Below are 14,748 nucleotides of genomic sequence, written 5' to 3'. Positions count from 1 at the left end.
ATGGCGCGGGGTCAAATGAAGATCGCCGTCGCCATTGCCACCACGGGGCGGCCTGACGTGGTGCAGGGCGCCCTTGCGGACCTTGCCCATCAGGGGCGGCCTGCCGATCGGATCATCCTTTCGGCCACGGGGCCGGAAGACACGGGCCCCGTTCCGCCCGGTGTCGAAGTTCTGACCGGCCCCAGGGGCCTGACACGTCAGCGCAACGCGGTACTGGCCGCGCTGGACGATGCCGACGTGGTGCTTTTCCTCGACGATGATTTCGTGATGGCCCCGGATTACCTGGCCCGGCTTGACGCCCTCTTGGGCGCGCATTCCGCTGTCGGCATCGTCACCGGCAACGTTCTGGCCGACGGGATCGGCACGGCGGGGCTGAACATGGGTCAGGCACACCAGATCCTGGAACGGGCCATGACCACGCCGCGCGACGCCTCCCTTGTCGAGGTCAACAACGCATACGGCTGCAACATGGCCTTCCGCTGTGCGCCGATCCGCGCCCATGGTCTGCGTTTTGACGAACGCCTGCCGCTTTATGGCTGGCTTGAGGATGTGGATTTCTCCCGCCGGGCGGCCCGATACGGGCGATGCGTGCAGGCGCGCGACCTTCTGGGCGTGCATCTGGGTACCAAGGGCGGGCGCACCAGCGGGCGGCGGCTGGGCTATAGCCAGGTGGCCAACCCGGTCTACCTGGCGGCAGCGCGGACCATGCGCCGGGGCCATGCCCTGCGGATGATCGCCCGCAACCTCGCCGCCAATATCGCCCGATCCCCCTGGCCCGAACCCTGGGTCGATCGTCGCGGGCGCCTGGGCGGCAATCTGGCCGCGTTCGGCGATCTGCTGCGCGGACGGCTTCACCCCGAGCGGGTCCTGACCCTGGAAAGCGGCAGCCATGGCCAGCCCTGAGCGGATCGTCATCCTCAACGACTTTTCCTCGGCCACCGGGGGGGCCGGCTATCTTGCAACCACCCTCGCGGCGGGAATGGCGGCGCGGGGCCTGCCCGTGACCTTTATCGCGGGCGACAACGGCCCTGCGAATCCGCCGGCGGGCATCGATTGGCTGGCGCTGGGGGGGATGCCCCTGCTGGTCGGGTCGGCGGGGCGGGCGGCCATGCGCGGCATCTACAACCGCGCCGCGGCCGCAGGGGCGCGCGACTGGATCGCCCGCAACGATACCCCGCGCACCGTCTATCACCTGCACAACTGGTCCAACATCCTGTCACCGTCGATCTTCGATGCCCTGGCCCCGGTGGCCCGGCGTTGCGTGATCCATGCCCATGATTTCTTCCTGGCCTGCCCGAACGGCAGCTACCTGGATTTTCCGCGCGCCGAGGTCTGCCAGCGCGTACCCCTGTCGCCCGGCTGCCTGACGACGAACTGCGACAAGCGCGCCTATGCCCACAAGGTCTGGCGGGCGACCCGGCACAGGATGCTGTTCTCGCGTCTGGGCCCACACCTGCGCGCGGCCCGTTTCGTCATGATAAACGAGGCAATGCGCCCCTGGCTGACCCGCGCGATCCGCCCGGCACACCTGATCGCCATTGCCAATCCGGTGACGCCCTTCGGCCCCCCCGCCAGGGCGCCCGAAACCCAGAACGGGGTCGTGCATATCGGGCAGGTTCAGCGGCTGAAGGGGGTCCACGATCTGGCGCAGGCCGGGCGGCGGCTGGGCCTATCCGTCTCTTTCTTCGGAAACGGCGAGGATCTGGAGGTTCTGCGGGCGGGCTTTCCCGAACATCACTGGCATGGTTTCACTTCGCGCGAGGACATCGCGCGCCACCTGCAAGAGGCCCGCGTCGTGGTGGTCGCCACGCAAAGCCCCGAGCCTTTCTGCCTTGCCGCCTTCGAAAGCCTTGCAACGGGGGTTCCGCTGGTCCTGTCGGATGCGATCCTGGCGGCGGGTGATCTGGTGCAACGTGGCCTGGCCCTGGGCTTTCGGGCGGGCGACGTGACCGACCTGACCCGCGCCCTGACCTGCGCCCTGGGGGACGATGCCCTGATCGCGCAACTGGCCGCCAGGGCGCGTGCGCAGGGCGCCACCCTGGGCAACGACCTGCCCACCTGGGCTGCCGCCCATACCGATCTGTACGCCGATCTTGTATCGGAGGATTGCCGTGCCCTGTCCTGATCCGTGCCAGCCGCTTCGGGGGCGCTCCCGATGATCTCGCGGCGCGGGGTCGTCCGCCTTGCAGGGGCCGTCGCCACATCCCTGGGTGGCGCGCTGGCGCTGCCTGCGCGCGCGCAGGGGGATGGCGCCGCCGATCTTGCCGGCCTTGCCAGCCTGCCCGCCACCGATGCCCCCATTCATCTGCCCGGCCAGGGCTGGTTCGAAAGCGTCGCGCCCCAGGGTACGCCCGATGGCGTGATGCGCCTGGCCGGACCCGATGGGCGGCATTGGTTGCGGATGGGGTGCGAGGGTGTTCTTCGGCCCGGCTGGTTCGCCGCTTCGGGCGATGGCGCCGATGCCGCACGGGCCATTCAACGGGCCTGCGATCACGCCGCGCGCTTCGGCCCCTTCGTCATCGACCTTGGCAATGCCCGCCACCATTGCACCACGCAGCTGACCCTTGATCCGACGCGCGCGGCCCTGCGCGGAGCCGGGGCCGTGCTTGATTTTTCCAACATGTCCGAACCCGCCCTGCACGACCCCCTTGCCACCCTTCGGGATATTCTGCCCGCCGACGGCTGGACGCGGCGGGGCGATACGCTGGCGCGCCCCGACGACGGCATCGCCACGCTGACCCATGCCCTGAACCTGGCAGAGCCCGGGCGCTACCGCGTGTCGCTGTTGGTCAGCGCGCTGTCGGGCCATGCCGATTTTCCGGTGCTGAAACTGACCGTCAGGGGCGACGGCCCGCACCCCCTGGGGGGCATCGCCGCCATTTCCCCGGGGTTTCACGATTTCGAGGTCGAAGGCCCCCAGCCCGGCGCCCGCCTGATCATCGAAACCAACGCCGCCGTGACCATCGATTCCCTTGTCATCGACCACCACGGAAGGCGCGAGGCCGTTCTGGTCCGCTCGGGCGAGACAAGTCCGCAGTACGGCCACCTCTGGATGGAGGGGGTGGAGGTGAAGGGCCCCGGACTGGGAACACGGCTGCACGGAATGCGGTTCGAAACCATGGCCGAGGCGCGATCCTCGCGTCTGGCTCTGCGGGATGTGACCGTTCAGGGGTTTCACACCGGCATGGTGTTTTCGCACCGCGCCTATCTTGTCCGCGCCACCGGCCTGCGCTGCGCCTGCGAGGCGGTGGGGCTGCACTTCCTTGGCGGCGCGCGCGACGCGGGCGAACTGATCTCCTGCTATGGTGGCGTGATCGACGGCGGGCGCATCGCGGTTCTGAACAATGATGCCGAGGTCGCACTCTTCGGCACGGCGGTCGATTTCGTCGATCAGGTCTTCGTCGGTTCGGGCCGCCTGACCCTGCAGGGCTGCCACCTCGAAGTGAACCGCCCCAAGCTGGCCGACAGGCCGCTGATCGACCTGGGACAGGGGAACGTGGCGATCTCGGGCGGGTCTTTCGGGGTGACGGGGGCCGGATTCGACGCGGGCAACCAGTGCGATCACATCTTCCTGCTCCGCTCGCCCATGGCGACGGCCTCGATGCGCGAGGTGGCCAGTTACAACCTGCGCAGCCGCAGCGGTGCCCTGGCGGGGGGCGCGGGGCGGCTGGACACCGCCCTGCTGCGCGGACGCCGCCCCCGGCACATGGCCCCCATCGTGCAGTTCGACGCCGCGCGCAACCTGCTTGGCGCGGGGCCCATTGACCTGCGCACCAGCGAGTCCGCCACCGGGCCGTTCCAGCGGTTTCCCTCCGATGTCACCAGCTTCAGGGTGTCGCCGATGTTCCGCCATATCTGGCTGTTCGGGCGGGCGCAGCCGGGGGGCGAGGTGGGCGTGTCCTTCCGCCTGCGCAGCAGCACCCCCGGCAATGTCCTGGCGCGGCTGCAATCCTTCAACGGCGATGCGCGCCTTCCCCTGGGCGATGCCTGGCCCGTCACGGTCGATACCGACTGGACCGTCTTTCGCAACAACACCGCCAACACCCACCCGGCCTCGACCGCTTTGGGCCGGATGCCGGATGGCTTTGGCGAGGTGGCGCTGATGCTGGACCTTACCGAGATCGAGGGCACAGTGGAATTCGCCGACTTCTTCCTCTGCGCGGTCTAGCCATGGTGGGCCAGCCTCACATCACGCCCGCCACAGCGCAGCGCCAGCGCCCCCGCAACCCCGGGTGCGGGCGCCAGATCGAACAGCCGCCAGGCCCCGGCATCACCGCCCGCACAGCTCAGCACTGCCGGCGGCTCGCCTGGTGCCAGTGTCACGGCAAAGCTGTGCAGGTCCGTCGACAGGCCGGTGCCAAGCGCCTTGAGGAACGCCTCTTTCCGGGTCCAGCAGCGATAGAAGGCGGCAAGGCGGGCCCCTTCGGGCAGGGCGCAAAGCGCTTGCACCTCGTTCGCGGAGAAATGCGCCCGCGCCACCGCCATGTCGATCGGCGCGACGGTTTCGATATCCACCCCCGGCACCAAGTCCCGCGACACGGCAAGTTGGGCCAGGTCGCCGGTATGGCTGAGGTTGAAATGCACCCCCGCAACCCGGGGCCGCCCATGTGCGCCGTAGCCAAAGGCGATGTCACCCGGCGCACAGCCCAGATACCCGGCAAGGATCGCCCGCAGCCGCGCCCGCCCCGCGACAAAGCGATCCCTGTCGCGGTCATGGACAAAGCGCGCAGCGCGGGCGCGTTCGTCGGGCGAAAGGCTGCGCGGGTCGGGATCATCCAGCCGCCAGCGCCACAGGTCTACGGTGGCGGTCAATGCCGTCCGCTCCGGGGTCGGCCGTGAAGCTGGCGGTGGCCCTGCTTGCCACGCTTGCCATCCTGGCGGGCCTTGCCGTGATGCAGCGCGACCGGCTGCGCGGATTCTGGCACGGCGCCGCCCTGCGCATCCAGACGCTGCGCGACGGACTCGAGGTGCAGCGCGACGTGATGATCACCATGCCCGACGGCGTGCGCCTTGCCAGCGACATTTACCTGCCGCGCGGTGCGGCAAAGGGCGTGGCGGCCCTGCTGATCCGCCTGCCCTATGGAAAGAACGGCTTTGAGGGCGCGCTCTGGTGGGTGCGTACCTTTGCGGCGGAAGGCTATGGCGTCGTCGTGCAGGATCTGCGCGGGCGCTACGGCTCGGGCGGGGTGTTCGCCCCCTATGCCCATGGCGCCGAGGATGGCGCGGCGACGCTTGACTGGATCGCGGCACAGCCCTGGTCGAACGGCAAGGTGGCGACGGCGGGCTGTTCGGCCCTGGGCGAGGTTCAGTTGATCCAGGCGAAAACCCGCAATCCCCACCTTTCGGCCCTGATCGCCGAGGGGGCGGGCGGCGCCATCGGCGATGGCGGGGCATCCCGCGGCTATTTCGGCATCTACGAGGGCGGCATCCCGAACCTTGCCGCCGCCTATGGCTGGTTCTCGGCGGCAGGGGGCAAGACAGCCGACCGGATGCAGCCCGCCAGCATCGATCCGGCACAGGTGATCGGCGCGTTGCCCAGCGGCACCTTGGTGTCGCGCCACCGCGAAGACCCGACGGATTACGAGGATTTCATGGCCCGCTTCGAGGATCCGGCCTATTGGCGCGCCCTGGGGTATCTTGCCGCCGACGATCAATTTGCCGCCCCGGCCCTGCACGTCAATTCCTGGCACGACATCGCCCTGCGCGGCACCTTCGAGGCCGCCGCCCTGATGCGGCGCAACGCCGTGACTGAAGCCGCCCGCGCCCATCAGCACGTTCTGATCGGGCCGGGCCTGCATTGCAATTTCGCCGCGCCGTTCCTTGCCGGGAAGGTGGGGGACCTGGCGGTCAGGAAGGGGGCCGACCTTGACTATACCGCGCTTTATCGGGGCTGGCTGGATCACTGGTTGCGCGATGGCCCGATGCCGGATCTGGCGCAGTACACCTATTACATGACGGGCGCGAACCGCTGGCAAAGGTCCGCAACATGGCCGCCCCCCGATGCCGAAGCCCAAGCCTGGTATCTTGGCGGCGATGGCACCCTGTCGCGCAGCAGGCCCGCCGAGGGCAGCGCAACCTATCGCCACAACCCCGCCGATCCGGTGCCCTCCATCGGCGGGCCGATCTGTTGCACCGGCGGGCTTGCCCTGCGCGCCGGGCCGCTGGACCAGCGCCCCAACGACGGGCGGGCAGACCTGCTGGCCTTCCGCTCGCCCGTGCTGAAGGCGCCCCTTGCCATTGCCGGTGACATCCGCGCCGAGATCGCGTTTTCCTCGGATGCCCCGGATACCGACCTTGTGGCGATCCTGACCGATATCGCGCCGGACGGGGCGATGGTGACAATCCAGCAGGGGGCCCTGCGCCTGCGCTATCGCAAGGGTTTCGATGCGCCCGCCCCCCTGATCGCGGGTGAAACCGTGTCGGCCACGGTGCAATTTCCCCCCATCGCCCATGAAGTGGCCAGGGGCCACAGGATCGGGCTGCACCTTTCTTCGGCCAGCTTTCCGCGCCTTGAACGCAACCTGAACGGCCCGGGGCCGAACCAGTTGGACACCGTCCCGCGCGTGGCAACCAACACGGTGCATTTCGGCGCCGGGCGCTCGGTTCTGGTTTTGCCGGTTCAACCGGAAAACCGCGCCGACTGAGCCGCGCGGGTGCTTTCGATCACCACTGCCAGTTCCCGGCGAAACCTCTCGGCGCCAAAACCGCGGGCATGGGCGGCGATGATCCCGGCGTCGAAATCGCTGCGCCGGGCGTCGAAATCGGTGACGGCGGCGCGCAGGGCCGCGGGCTCCTGTGCCTCGAAGAAGGTGCCCGTCACCCCCGCCCTGACCGAATCCAGCGCCCCGCCGCGTCCAAAGGCGATGACCGGCGTGCCACAGGCCATGGCCTCGACCGGGACGATGCCGAAATCCTCCTCGCCCGGAAAGATCAGCGCCCTGGCGCCGCGATAGAGATCGGCCAGCGCGCCATCGCCGACACGGCCCAGCATCTCGACGTTGGGCGGGGCGTCGCGCGCGAGACGGGCAGACTCCTCGCCCTGGCCCACCACCTTGAGCGGAAGGTCCAGCCCGCGAAAGGCCTCGACCGCCAGATCGGCACGTTTGTAGGCCACCAGTTCGGACACGAAAAGGTAATGATCGCGGGGGCGGGCCGGTTCGGGGCCGTATTTCTCAAGATCGACGGGGGGATGCACCACCACCGACTCCCGCCCCCAGGCGCGATGGATGCGCCCGGCCACGAAGCGCGAGTTGGCAACGAAACGGTCCACCCGCGCGGCCGAGGTGACATCCCACTGGCGCAGACCATGGGCCAGGTGCGAAAAGACCCGCCGCTTCACCCCGCCCAGCCCCGCGCGATAGGCGGGGTAATGATCCCAGATGTAACGCATGGGCGAATGGCAATAACAGACATGGGTGGCGTCGGGGCGGGCGATCACCCCCTTGGCCGGGCCGGATTCGGACGACAGCACAAGGTCATAGGCGCCCATGTCCAGTTCCTCGAGCGCGCGGGGCATCAGGGACAGGTATTTCTGGTAATGCCGCCGCGCACCGGGCAGGCGCGCGATGCCGGTTTCGATGATGGGCCGCGCCGCCAGTAGCGGGCTGATCCGGTCGCGATCCACCACATGGGTGAAGATGTCGGCCTCGGGGTAGAGGCGCAGCATCTCTTCCAGCACCCTTTCACCGCCGCGCATCCCGACAAGCCAGTAATGCACCAGCGCGACGCGTCGGGGTGGCGGCAACCTGCCCTGCCCGCCCGCCACCGGATCAGGCCTCCATCTCGTAGGCCCGCTCGGCCCGGGGGGCGGTGGCCGATGTTGCCTTGCCGATGGTGTTGGAGAGCACCGTTCCCACGACCCGCCCCCCTGCCCCCTCAAGCGTGGCGATGGCCGAAATCATGTCGGGGCGGCGCGAAAATCCGGCCCGGGCCACCACGACGACCGCATCGCAGAGACCGGCCAGAACCGGCGCGTCGGCCTGCCCCAGGGTGGGCGGCGCGTCGATCAGCACCATGTCGTGATCTACCCCCAGTTCGCCGATCAGGGTGGCAAACCGCTGTGCCGACACCATGTCGGCGGTATTGCCGGCCTGCTTGCGGGCGCGGACAAGGGCAAGCCGCGGTTCGGCCGCGTCGATGGTGATCTCGGCCAGTGTCGCTTTGTCGGCAAGATATTCCGCCACGCCGGGGCCGCTGGCCGCGAGGTTCAGCAGGCGGTGTTGCCGGGGATGCCGGAAATCGGCATCGACAATGGCCACCCGATGGCCCAGCGACGCCAGAACCCGGCCCAGCCCCAGAACCGTCGTCGAACAGCCGACGCCGCGTTCCGCCCCGCTCAGCATCACGACGTGGGGCGTCGGGCCATCCAGCATCCGCAGCAGGCCGAAGGACAGCATGCGCAGCCCCTCGCCATAGCCCGAAACCCTTGGGCGGCGCAGTTGCGCCAGTTGCCAGGCGCCACTACTGCCCCTGGTGCGGACGCGTGGCAATGTGCTCAGCACCGGCAGGCCGGTGATGCGGGTCAGTTCCGGGGCCGTGCGCACGATCTGGTTCACCGCCTCGCGCGCCAGGACAAGCGCCACGCCCAGAAGCGCCCCAAGGAACAGCGCCACCGCCAGGATCAGCCGGCGCCGGGGGCGGGCCGGGGCCAGGGCGGGCACCGCCTCGGTGATCACCCGGGCATCGGCGCGCTGAAACTCCAACTGCTGGGTGGTTTCCTGGAACCGCGACAGGAAACTTTCGTAGACCTGGCGCATGGCGTTTGCCGAACGCTCCAACTGGCTCAGCCGCACGGAGGAACGCGACAGTTCCACCTGGCGCCGCTGTGCCGAGTCGATCTCGTCAAGGATGGCCCCTTCGCGCCCTCGGGCCTGTTCCAGCGTCGCCTCAAGTTCGCGCACACCGGCACGGATCGCCGCTGCCCGGTCGCGCACCAGGTCCCCCAGCGCCAGGTCCAGGGCCTGCATCTCGGGGTGGCGCGGCCCCAGTCGGGTCGCCAGTTGCGCACGGCGCCGCTCAAGGTCGGCCAGTTCGCCATCAAGACTGGCCAGGCGCGGCGTATCCAGTACCGAGGCCGCCCCCTCGGGGCCGTTCTCGGCCATCAGGCGGCGCACGTTCGACAGGCGCACCTCGGCCGCGGCACGGTCGTTGCGGCCGGTCACGATGGCGCGGTTCATCTCGGCCAGCTGCTGGGACACGCTGTCCTTGTCGCCCCCCTCTTCCAGCACCTGGCGGGCCAGGAACTCCACCACCTCGTCCTCGGCGCTGCGCAACTGGGTCTCGAGCTCGATCAGGCGCCGGTCAAGCCAGGCGATGGCGCGCTGGGTCGCCGCCAGTTTCGTCGCCAGCTGGTCCTTGATGTAGCGGTCGGCGACGGCATTGGCGATGGCGGCGGCGATATCGGGATCATGGGCCCGCATCGAGATCGAGATGACATAGGAAATGCCGCTTTGAACTGCGACAAGGTTGCGCCGCACCTGCCAGATGACAAGGTTGCGGGCATCGTCGGGGCCAAGCCCGCTTTCGGCCCCCGCATCATTGCCGCTGGGTTCGGGCTTGGGTTCGGGGGCCGCGATCCCGATTTCGAGAAGGGCAAGCCTTGCGCGGATCATGTCGGAAAGGCGTTCGATCAGGCCCGGCTCGGCCACCTCGTAGGGGTTGAAATCGGGATGCGTCATCAGGTCCAGGTCATCCACCACCTGCCCCAGCAGAAGGTTCGAGCGCAGGACCGCGATTTCACCGGCTACCACCGAATTCGTCACGTTGAGATCGGAAATCACCTGCTCCACCCCGACGACACGTTCCTGCCGGGTGTTCAGCAGAACCTCGACGTAAGAGTAATAGCTGGGGCGGATCGACTTGAGCACGGCAAAGGCCAGGGATCCGGCAATCAGGATGCAGGCCAGGATCAGCCACTTGTTGCGCCTGAGCGCCCCCAGAAGCGCGCGCATCTCGATCCCGTCACCATCGGGTTGCAGGGCCCGCTGGGCTGGCGGCCGGGAGAAGGGGTGGTGTTTTTGCGGATGCAGGGTCACGGGCGTGGCCCGGCGCGGGCCTGCGCCAGATCCTCGGCCGGGGTGATGCGCACGATCAGCACGTCACCCGGTGAAAGTTCGTCGGTTTCGCCTGCTTCGCTTGTCATACGGCGGCCATCCGGCAGGCGCCTGCGGACAAGATAGGACAGTTCCGCCTGCGACTCGGCCTCGGACATGCGGGCGGACCAGCCTTCGACCACCTCAAGGCGATCCAGTGTCGCCTGTCGCCCGGCGCGCAGTTGCGCGGCACGCACCGCGCTGTCCGACAGGGCAAGGCGCCAGGATTGCCGCCGCTGATAGTCAAGCTCAAGCTGCTGACGTTCCAACCCGACAAGTTGCAGCCGCGCCGCGGCAAGGTTGGTGCGAAGGCGCAGAAGGTCGGTCTTTTCGTCGGCCACCTGTCGCAACAGCCGGGCGCGCACCGGAGCGGCGACAAGGCCGCGGTCGGCCAGATCGGCGTTTCCTTTCAACTCGTCGTCATAGGACCGGATCTGCGCCTCCTGCGCCGTGATCTGATCCTGGATCAACCCGATCTGAAGGCGGGCATCCACGACGGCCCGCCCCAGAAGCGCCTTCTGGGCATCGAAATGGCCGCGTTCGGCGGCGATGATCCCGTTGTCCTGAACGACCAGCGTATCGATCAACTGCCGGTCTGCTGCATTCAGGCCCATCACCTTGACGCTGTCTGGGTCGATGGCCTGGCCATCCTCAAGCTGCGTGTTCAGGCGCGCCGCCACCACGGCCTCGCGCGTCAAATCGCCTTCGATGCGGTCCAGTTCGCCGCGCAGGGCGGCCCGTTGCATCGAGCGGCCCTCTTCGCTGTCGCCGGCCCGCATGACCCCGCCCGCAAGGCCAATTGCCTGTTCGACCGTCACGAAGGGGCGAAAATCGTAGACCCCCGGCTGCCGCACATCGCCCAGAACCGAAAGCGGGCGCATGGAAACGAAGGAGAGTTCGATCCGCGGGGCGATGAAAACCTCGCGCGCGATGTAAAGCTCGGAGATCAGGCTGCGCGCCTGGTCCAGATCATTCCCGGCAATGGCCAGCGCGCCGACAAAGGGCAGTTGCACTGTCCCGTCGCGGCCCACGTCCAGCGGCAGAGGGGCCGCATCGTCATCCAGAAAGTCGATCTGCAGGGCATCGCCCGGCGCAATCACGGGAAAAACGGCGCCAAAGGCACCGCCGGAAAAATGACTTAGACAGATCGCAAGAAACGTTACGGATCGCCAGAGAGGCGACATCCGCATGGCAAAACCACGCATACAAACACCGCTCGCAAGAAAATTGAAACGGAAGTTCTTAAATCAATGGTTCCACCATACCGCAAAACCGCCCGGAATTCCACGTTTGAATCTGCGCGCGCCCCATGGAGGCGATATCGTCGTGCTGCCGCCTTACGGCCCGCCCCTTTTGGCGTGCTCGGCCATGGCCTGCGTCAGATCACGGGCGGCAAGTGAGATAAGAGTATGCATGAGCGCGCGTGCCCGCCCCGCGTCCCGCAGGCGGATCGCCTCCAGAACCTCGCCGTGGATGTCCAGCGCCGCCGGGAAATCTTCCGAGGCCCGCGTAGTCAGCCGGAAGCTGGCCCGCAGCGCCGCGCCGATGACAGCGCCGAAATTGCCGAAGATGGCATTCTTCGACGCCATCAGGATCGCGATGTGAAAGGCTTCGTCCGCCGCGACAGTCTCGCCTATATCTTCGCGGCGACTGGCGTACATGCGTTCATAGGCCATGCTGATGCGGCCCACGTCGGTTCCGGTGGCGCGTTCCGCCGCCATGCCCGCGGCGGCGGGTTCGATCACCTCGCGCGCCTCGGTCAGCGCGCGGATGAATTCGGGGTCGGGCGGCAGCTCCTCCCGCCAGGCCAGCAGCGCGCCGTCGAGATGGTTCCACTGGCTGGAAGGAAGCACCACCGTACCGATGCGCGGGCGGCTTTCGACCAGACCCTTGCCGGCCAGCATGCGGACGGATTCGCGCAGGGTGGTGCGGCTGACCTCCATCTGCTCGCCCAGCTCTGCCTCGGTGGGCAGGCGGCTGCCCGGCCCCACCTCGCCCGAGAGGATCATCTTCGCCAGCGTGCTGGTGACATGCTCGCGCAGGCGGGGGGGCGACGCGGCGATGAAGTCATCGGTGTCCATCCCGCGCCTCAGGCCTTGTTCAGACGGAATTCGGCAAGGAAGACGGCCACGATCAACAGCGTGCCCTTGGCCAGCATCTGATAGAAGGTCGGAACGGCCGTCAGGATCATGCCGTTGTTCAAGACCCCGATGATGGCCACCCCAAGCAGCGCACCCACAACCGTGCCCCGCCCGCCCTGCATTGCACACCCCCCAAGGAAGGCGGCGGTGATCGCCTCAAGCTCCAGGCCGTCCGAGCCAGAAATCGGCTGCCCCGACCCCGTGCGCGCGGCCAGAAGAATGCCGCCGATCCCGGCCATGACACCCGAGACGGCATAGATCGCGACCCGATAGCGCGGAATGTTCAGGCCCGACAGGCGTGCGACGATGGGGTTGCCGCCAATGGCGTAATAGTTGCGCCCAACGATGCTCTTGTGCAGGAAGATATAGAAGCCGACAACGACAGCCAGCAGGATCCAGACGGGCGCCGGAAGGCCCAGGATGCGCCCGGTGCCGATCCAGCGGAAGGAATCGTTGAAGATCGAGATCGACTGGCCGTCCGAAAGGATGAAGGCAACGCCGCGAAAGATGGCCATGGTGCCCAGCGTCACGATCACCGCGTTGATCCGTCCGTAGGTTATGATGATTCCGTTGACCAGCCCGGCAAGCCCGCCGACCAACAGACCGGCAACAATGCCAAGCCCGGCCATTTCCGTCGCCTGGATGGTCATGGCCGTGGCGACCGTCGTCAGGCCCACCATGGCGCCGACCGAAATATCAAGACCCCCCGATACGATCACGCCCGTCTGGGAAATGGCCAGCACCCCCAGGATCGCCACCCCCATGCCGATGTTCAGCAGGTTGCGCGTGGAAAAGAAGACATCGCCGCGAAGAATTCCGAAGATCAGAAGCAATCCGATCAGCGCGGTCAGCAGGCTGATGTTGTGGATGCCGATGCGTTCGACGACGCGGTGAAGGGTGAATCCGCCCGGGGCGGTTGCGGATCGATCGCTCATCGGTCTGTTCCTTTCGAAAATGCATTGTTGTCCGGCGCCGCGTGGGCCCCCTGCGGGATCGCGGCGCGCATGACCTTTTCCTCGGTCGCTTCCGCCCGGTCGAATGTGCCGCGGATCTGGCCGTCGGCCATCACCAGAACCCGGTCCGAAAGCCCCAGAAGCTCGGTCATTTCGGATGAGATGACGATGACACCCAGTCCGGCGCTGTCGGTCAGATTGCGGATAAGATCGTAGATTTCCGATCGCGCGCCCACGTCGATGCCGCGCGTCGGTTCATCCAGAATCAAGACTTTCAGATCGCAGGCCAGCCAGCGGGTCAGCACGACCTTCTGCTGGTTGCCCCCCGACAGCGACGTGATCGGCGCATCCAGCGACGACGCCTTCAGCCGCATCTGGCGGGATATGTCGGAAATCAGCTTCAGCGCCCTGGACCGGCTGAAGAACCCGCCGGTCGAAACCTTTTCGGGAACGCAGAGAACGGCGTTTTCGAGGATCGTCTGCATCAGCAGAAGCGCCTCTTCCTTGCGGTCCTCGGGCGCGAACCCGATTCCGGCGGCAATGGCCGCGGCGGTGTCACCCGACGGCAGTTCGTTGCCGTCCAGAAGCACGCGGCCCGACAGGCGGCGGTGAAAGCCGAAGATGCCCTTGGCCAGTTCCGACCGCCCCGCGCCGATCAGCCCGCCGATGCCCAGAACCTCGCCGCGCCGCAGTTCCAGCGACACGTCCGAGACATGTTCGGTCGTCAGACCCTCGACCTTCAGGACGACGTCGCCGGTCGAAGGGTCGCGGTCGGGAAACATGTCCGACAGCGGGCGCCCCACCATCAGATGCGTGATGCGTTCCTCTGTCAGCCCCTCGGCGGGAAGATCGTCGACAAGGGCCCCGTCGCGCAGGACGGCGACGCGGTCGGCCAGTTCCGTGATCTCGGCCAGGCGGTGCGAGATGTAGATGATCGCGACACCGTCGTCGCGCAGCCGGTTGATGATGGCGAACAGGCGGCGCGTCTCTTCGTCGGTCAGGGACGAGGTGGGTTCGTCGAAGGCGATCAATTTGCCGCCCGCCTGGACCGCCCGCATGATCTCGATCATCTGGCGCTGTGCGGGGCCAAGCCCGCTGCACATCTGGCGCGGGCGAAGTTCATGCGCCATCCCGAATGCCGCGAGAAGTTCAGCGGTTTTCGCCTGCAATGTGGGCCATGACAGGAAATGCCGCGCCACCCGGGGCAGGTTGCCCGCAAAGATGTTCTCGGCCACCGTGAGATCGGGAACGATCTCGGGTTCCTGATGGATGACGCGGATGCCCGCCGCATGGGCATCGCGGGGCTGATCGAAGGTGACGGACCGGCCCGCCACCTCGATCGTGCCACGGGTCGGTTCGAACACGCCCTCGATCAGACGCATCATGGTGGATTTGCCGGCGCCGTTCTCACCCACAAGGGCAAGAACCTGGCCGGGATGAACATCAAGCGTCACGTCGTTGAGGGCCTGCACCGGCCCGAAATGCCGGGTCAGCCCCTTCATGCGCAGGAACGGTTCAGCCATGCAATTCGCTTTCCTGTCTTTGGCGAGGGTGGGCGGGCGC

Annotated in this window: 11 protein-coding genes; 4 read left to right on the top strand and 7 right to left on the bottom strand. The window is 67.6% G+C overall.

Annotated elements, in window-relative coordinates; translation table 11 throughout:
* Window positions 1–15 precede the first annotated feature (15 nt).
* Genes H7828_RS13420 through H7828_RS13410 form a run of 3 tightly spaced genes read left to right on the top strand, consistent with a single transcriptional unit; the run spans window position 16 to window position 4,168 of the window.
* Window positions 16–903 (top strand): glycosyltransferase family 2 protein, encoded by an 888-nt coding sequence (locus H7828_RS13420; RefSeq protein ID WP_226781560.1) that lies wholly within the window; start codon window positions 16–18, stop codon window positions 901–903.
* Complete coding sequence (locus tag H7828_RS13415; protein WP_226781559.1) at window positions 890–2,125, top strand: glycosyltransferase family 4 protein; 1,236 nt, start codon at window positions 890–892, stop codon at window positions 2,123–2,125. Before H7828_RS13420 ends, H7828_RS13415 begins: the two co-directional genes overlap by 14 nt.
* A gap of 30 nt (window positions 2,126–2,155) precedes the next feature.
* On the top strand, window positions 2,156–4,168 hold the full coding sequence (locus tag H7828_RS13410) for a hypothetical protein (RefSeq protein ID WP_226781558.1): 2,013 nt from the start codon (window positions 2,156–2,158) through the stop codon (window positions 4,166–4,168).
* On the opposite strand, the gene H7828_RS13405 is transcribed toward H7828_RS13410, so the two are convergent.
* A complete protein-coding gene (locus tag H7828_RS13405) occupies window positions 4,165–4,812 on the bottom strand; it encodes a 4'-phosphopantetheinyl transferase family protein (RefSeq protein ID WP_226781557.1) in 648 nt (215 codons plus the stop codon). The genes H7828_RS13410 and H7828_RS13405 overlap by 4 nt on opposite strands.
* Here H7828_RS13405 and H7828_RS13400 point away from each other — a divergent pair.
* Entirely contained in the window at window positions 4,812–6,644 is a 1,833-nt protein-coding gene (locus H7828_RS13400; RefSeq protein WP_226781556.1) for a CocE/NonD family hydrolase, read from the top strand. The two genes, H7828_RS13405 and H7828_RS13400, sit on opposite strands and share 1 nt — an antisense overlap.
* Here H7828_RS13400 and H7828_RS13395 read toward each other — a convergent pair.
* The 6 genes from H7828_RS13395 to H7828_RS13370 all read right to left on the bottom strand — a co-directional run bounded on the left by H7828_RS13395 (window position 6,620) and on the right by H7828_RS13370 (window position 14,708).
* On the bottom strand, window positions 6,620–7,744 hold the full coding sequence (locus H7828_RS13395) for a glycosyltransferase (RefSeq protein WP_226781555.1): 1,125 nt from the start codon (window positions 7,742–7,744) through the stop codon (window positions 6,620–6,622). The two genes, H7828_RS13400 and H7828_RS13395, sit on opposite strands and share 25 nt — an antisense overlap.
* 25 nt (window positions 7,745–7,769) lie before the next feature.
* Complete coding sequence (locus H7828_RS13390) at window positions 7,770–10,034, bottom strand: GumC family protein (RefSeq protein WP_226781554.1); 2,265 nt, start codon at window positions 10,032–10,034, stop codon at window positions 7,770–7,772.
* Window positions 10,031–11,191 carry a polysaccharide biosynthesis/export family protein gene (locus H7828_RS13385; RefSeq protein ID WP_226781553.1) on the bottom strand — a complete coding sequence of 387 codons (1,161 nt, stop codon included), beginning with the start codon at window positions 11,189–11,191 and terminating at the stop codon, window positions 10,031–10,033. The genes H7828_RS13390 and H7828_RS13385 overlap by 4 nt, the downstream gene beginning before the upstream one ends.
* Window positions 11,192–11,428: 237 nt before the next feature.
* Window positions 11,429–12,172 (bottom strand): FadR/GntR family transcriptional regulator, encoded by a 744-nt coding sequence (locus tag H7828_RS13380; protein WP_226781552.1) that lies wholly within the window; start codon window positions 12,170–12,172, stop codon window positions 11,429–11,431.
* 8 nt (window positions 12,173–12,180) lie between these two features.
* A complete protein-coding gene (locus H7828_RS13375; RefSeq protein WP_226781551.1) occupies window positions 12,181–13,167 on the bottom strand; it encodes an ABC transporter permease in 987 nt (328 codons plus the stop codon).
* On the bottom strand, window positions 13,164–14,708 hold the full coding sequence (locus tag H7828_RS13370) for a sugar ABC transporter ATP-binding protein (RefSeq protein ID WP_226781550.1): 1,545 nt from the start codon (window positions 14,706–14,708) through the stop codon (window positions 13,164–13,166). The genes H7828_RS13375 and H7828_RS13370 overlap by 4 nt, the downstream gene beginning before the upstream one ends.
* Window positions 14,709–14,748: the final 40 nt, after the last annotated feature.

This window comes from Oceaniglobus trochenteri (genome assembly GCF_020529025.1).
GTDB classification, from domain to species: Bacteria; Pseudomonadota; Alphaproteobacteria; order Rhodobacterales; family Rhodobacteraceae; genus Oceaniglobus; species Oceaniglobus trochenteri.
Note: the sequence above shows the minus strand (reverse complement) of the source record. Positions and strands in the feature narration are given on the sequence as shown.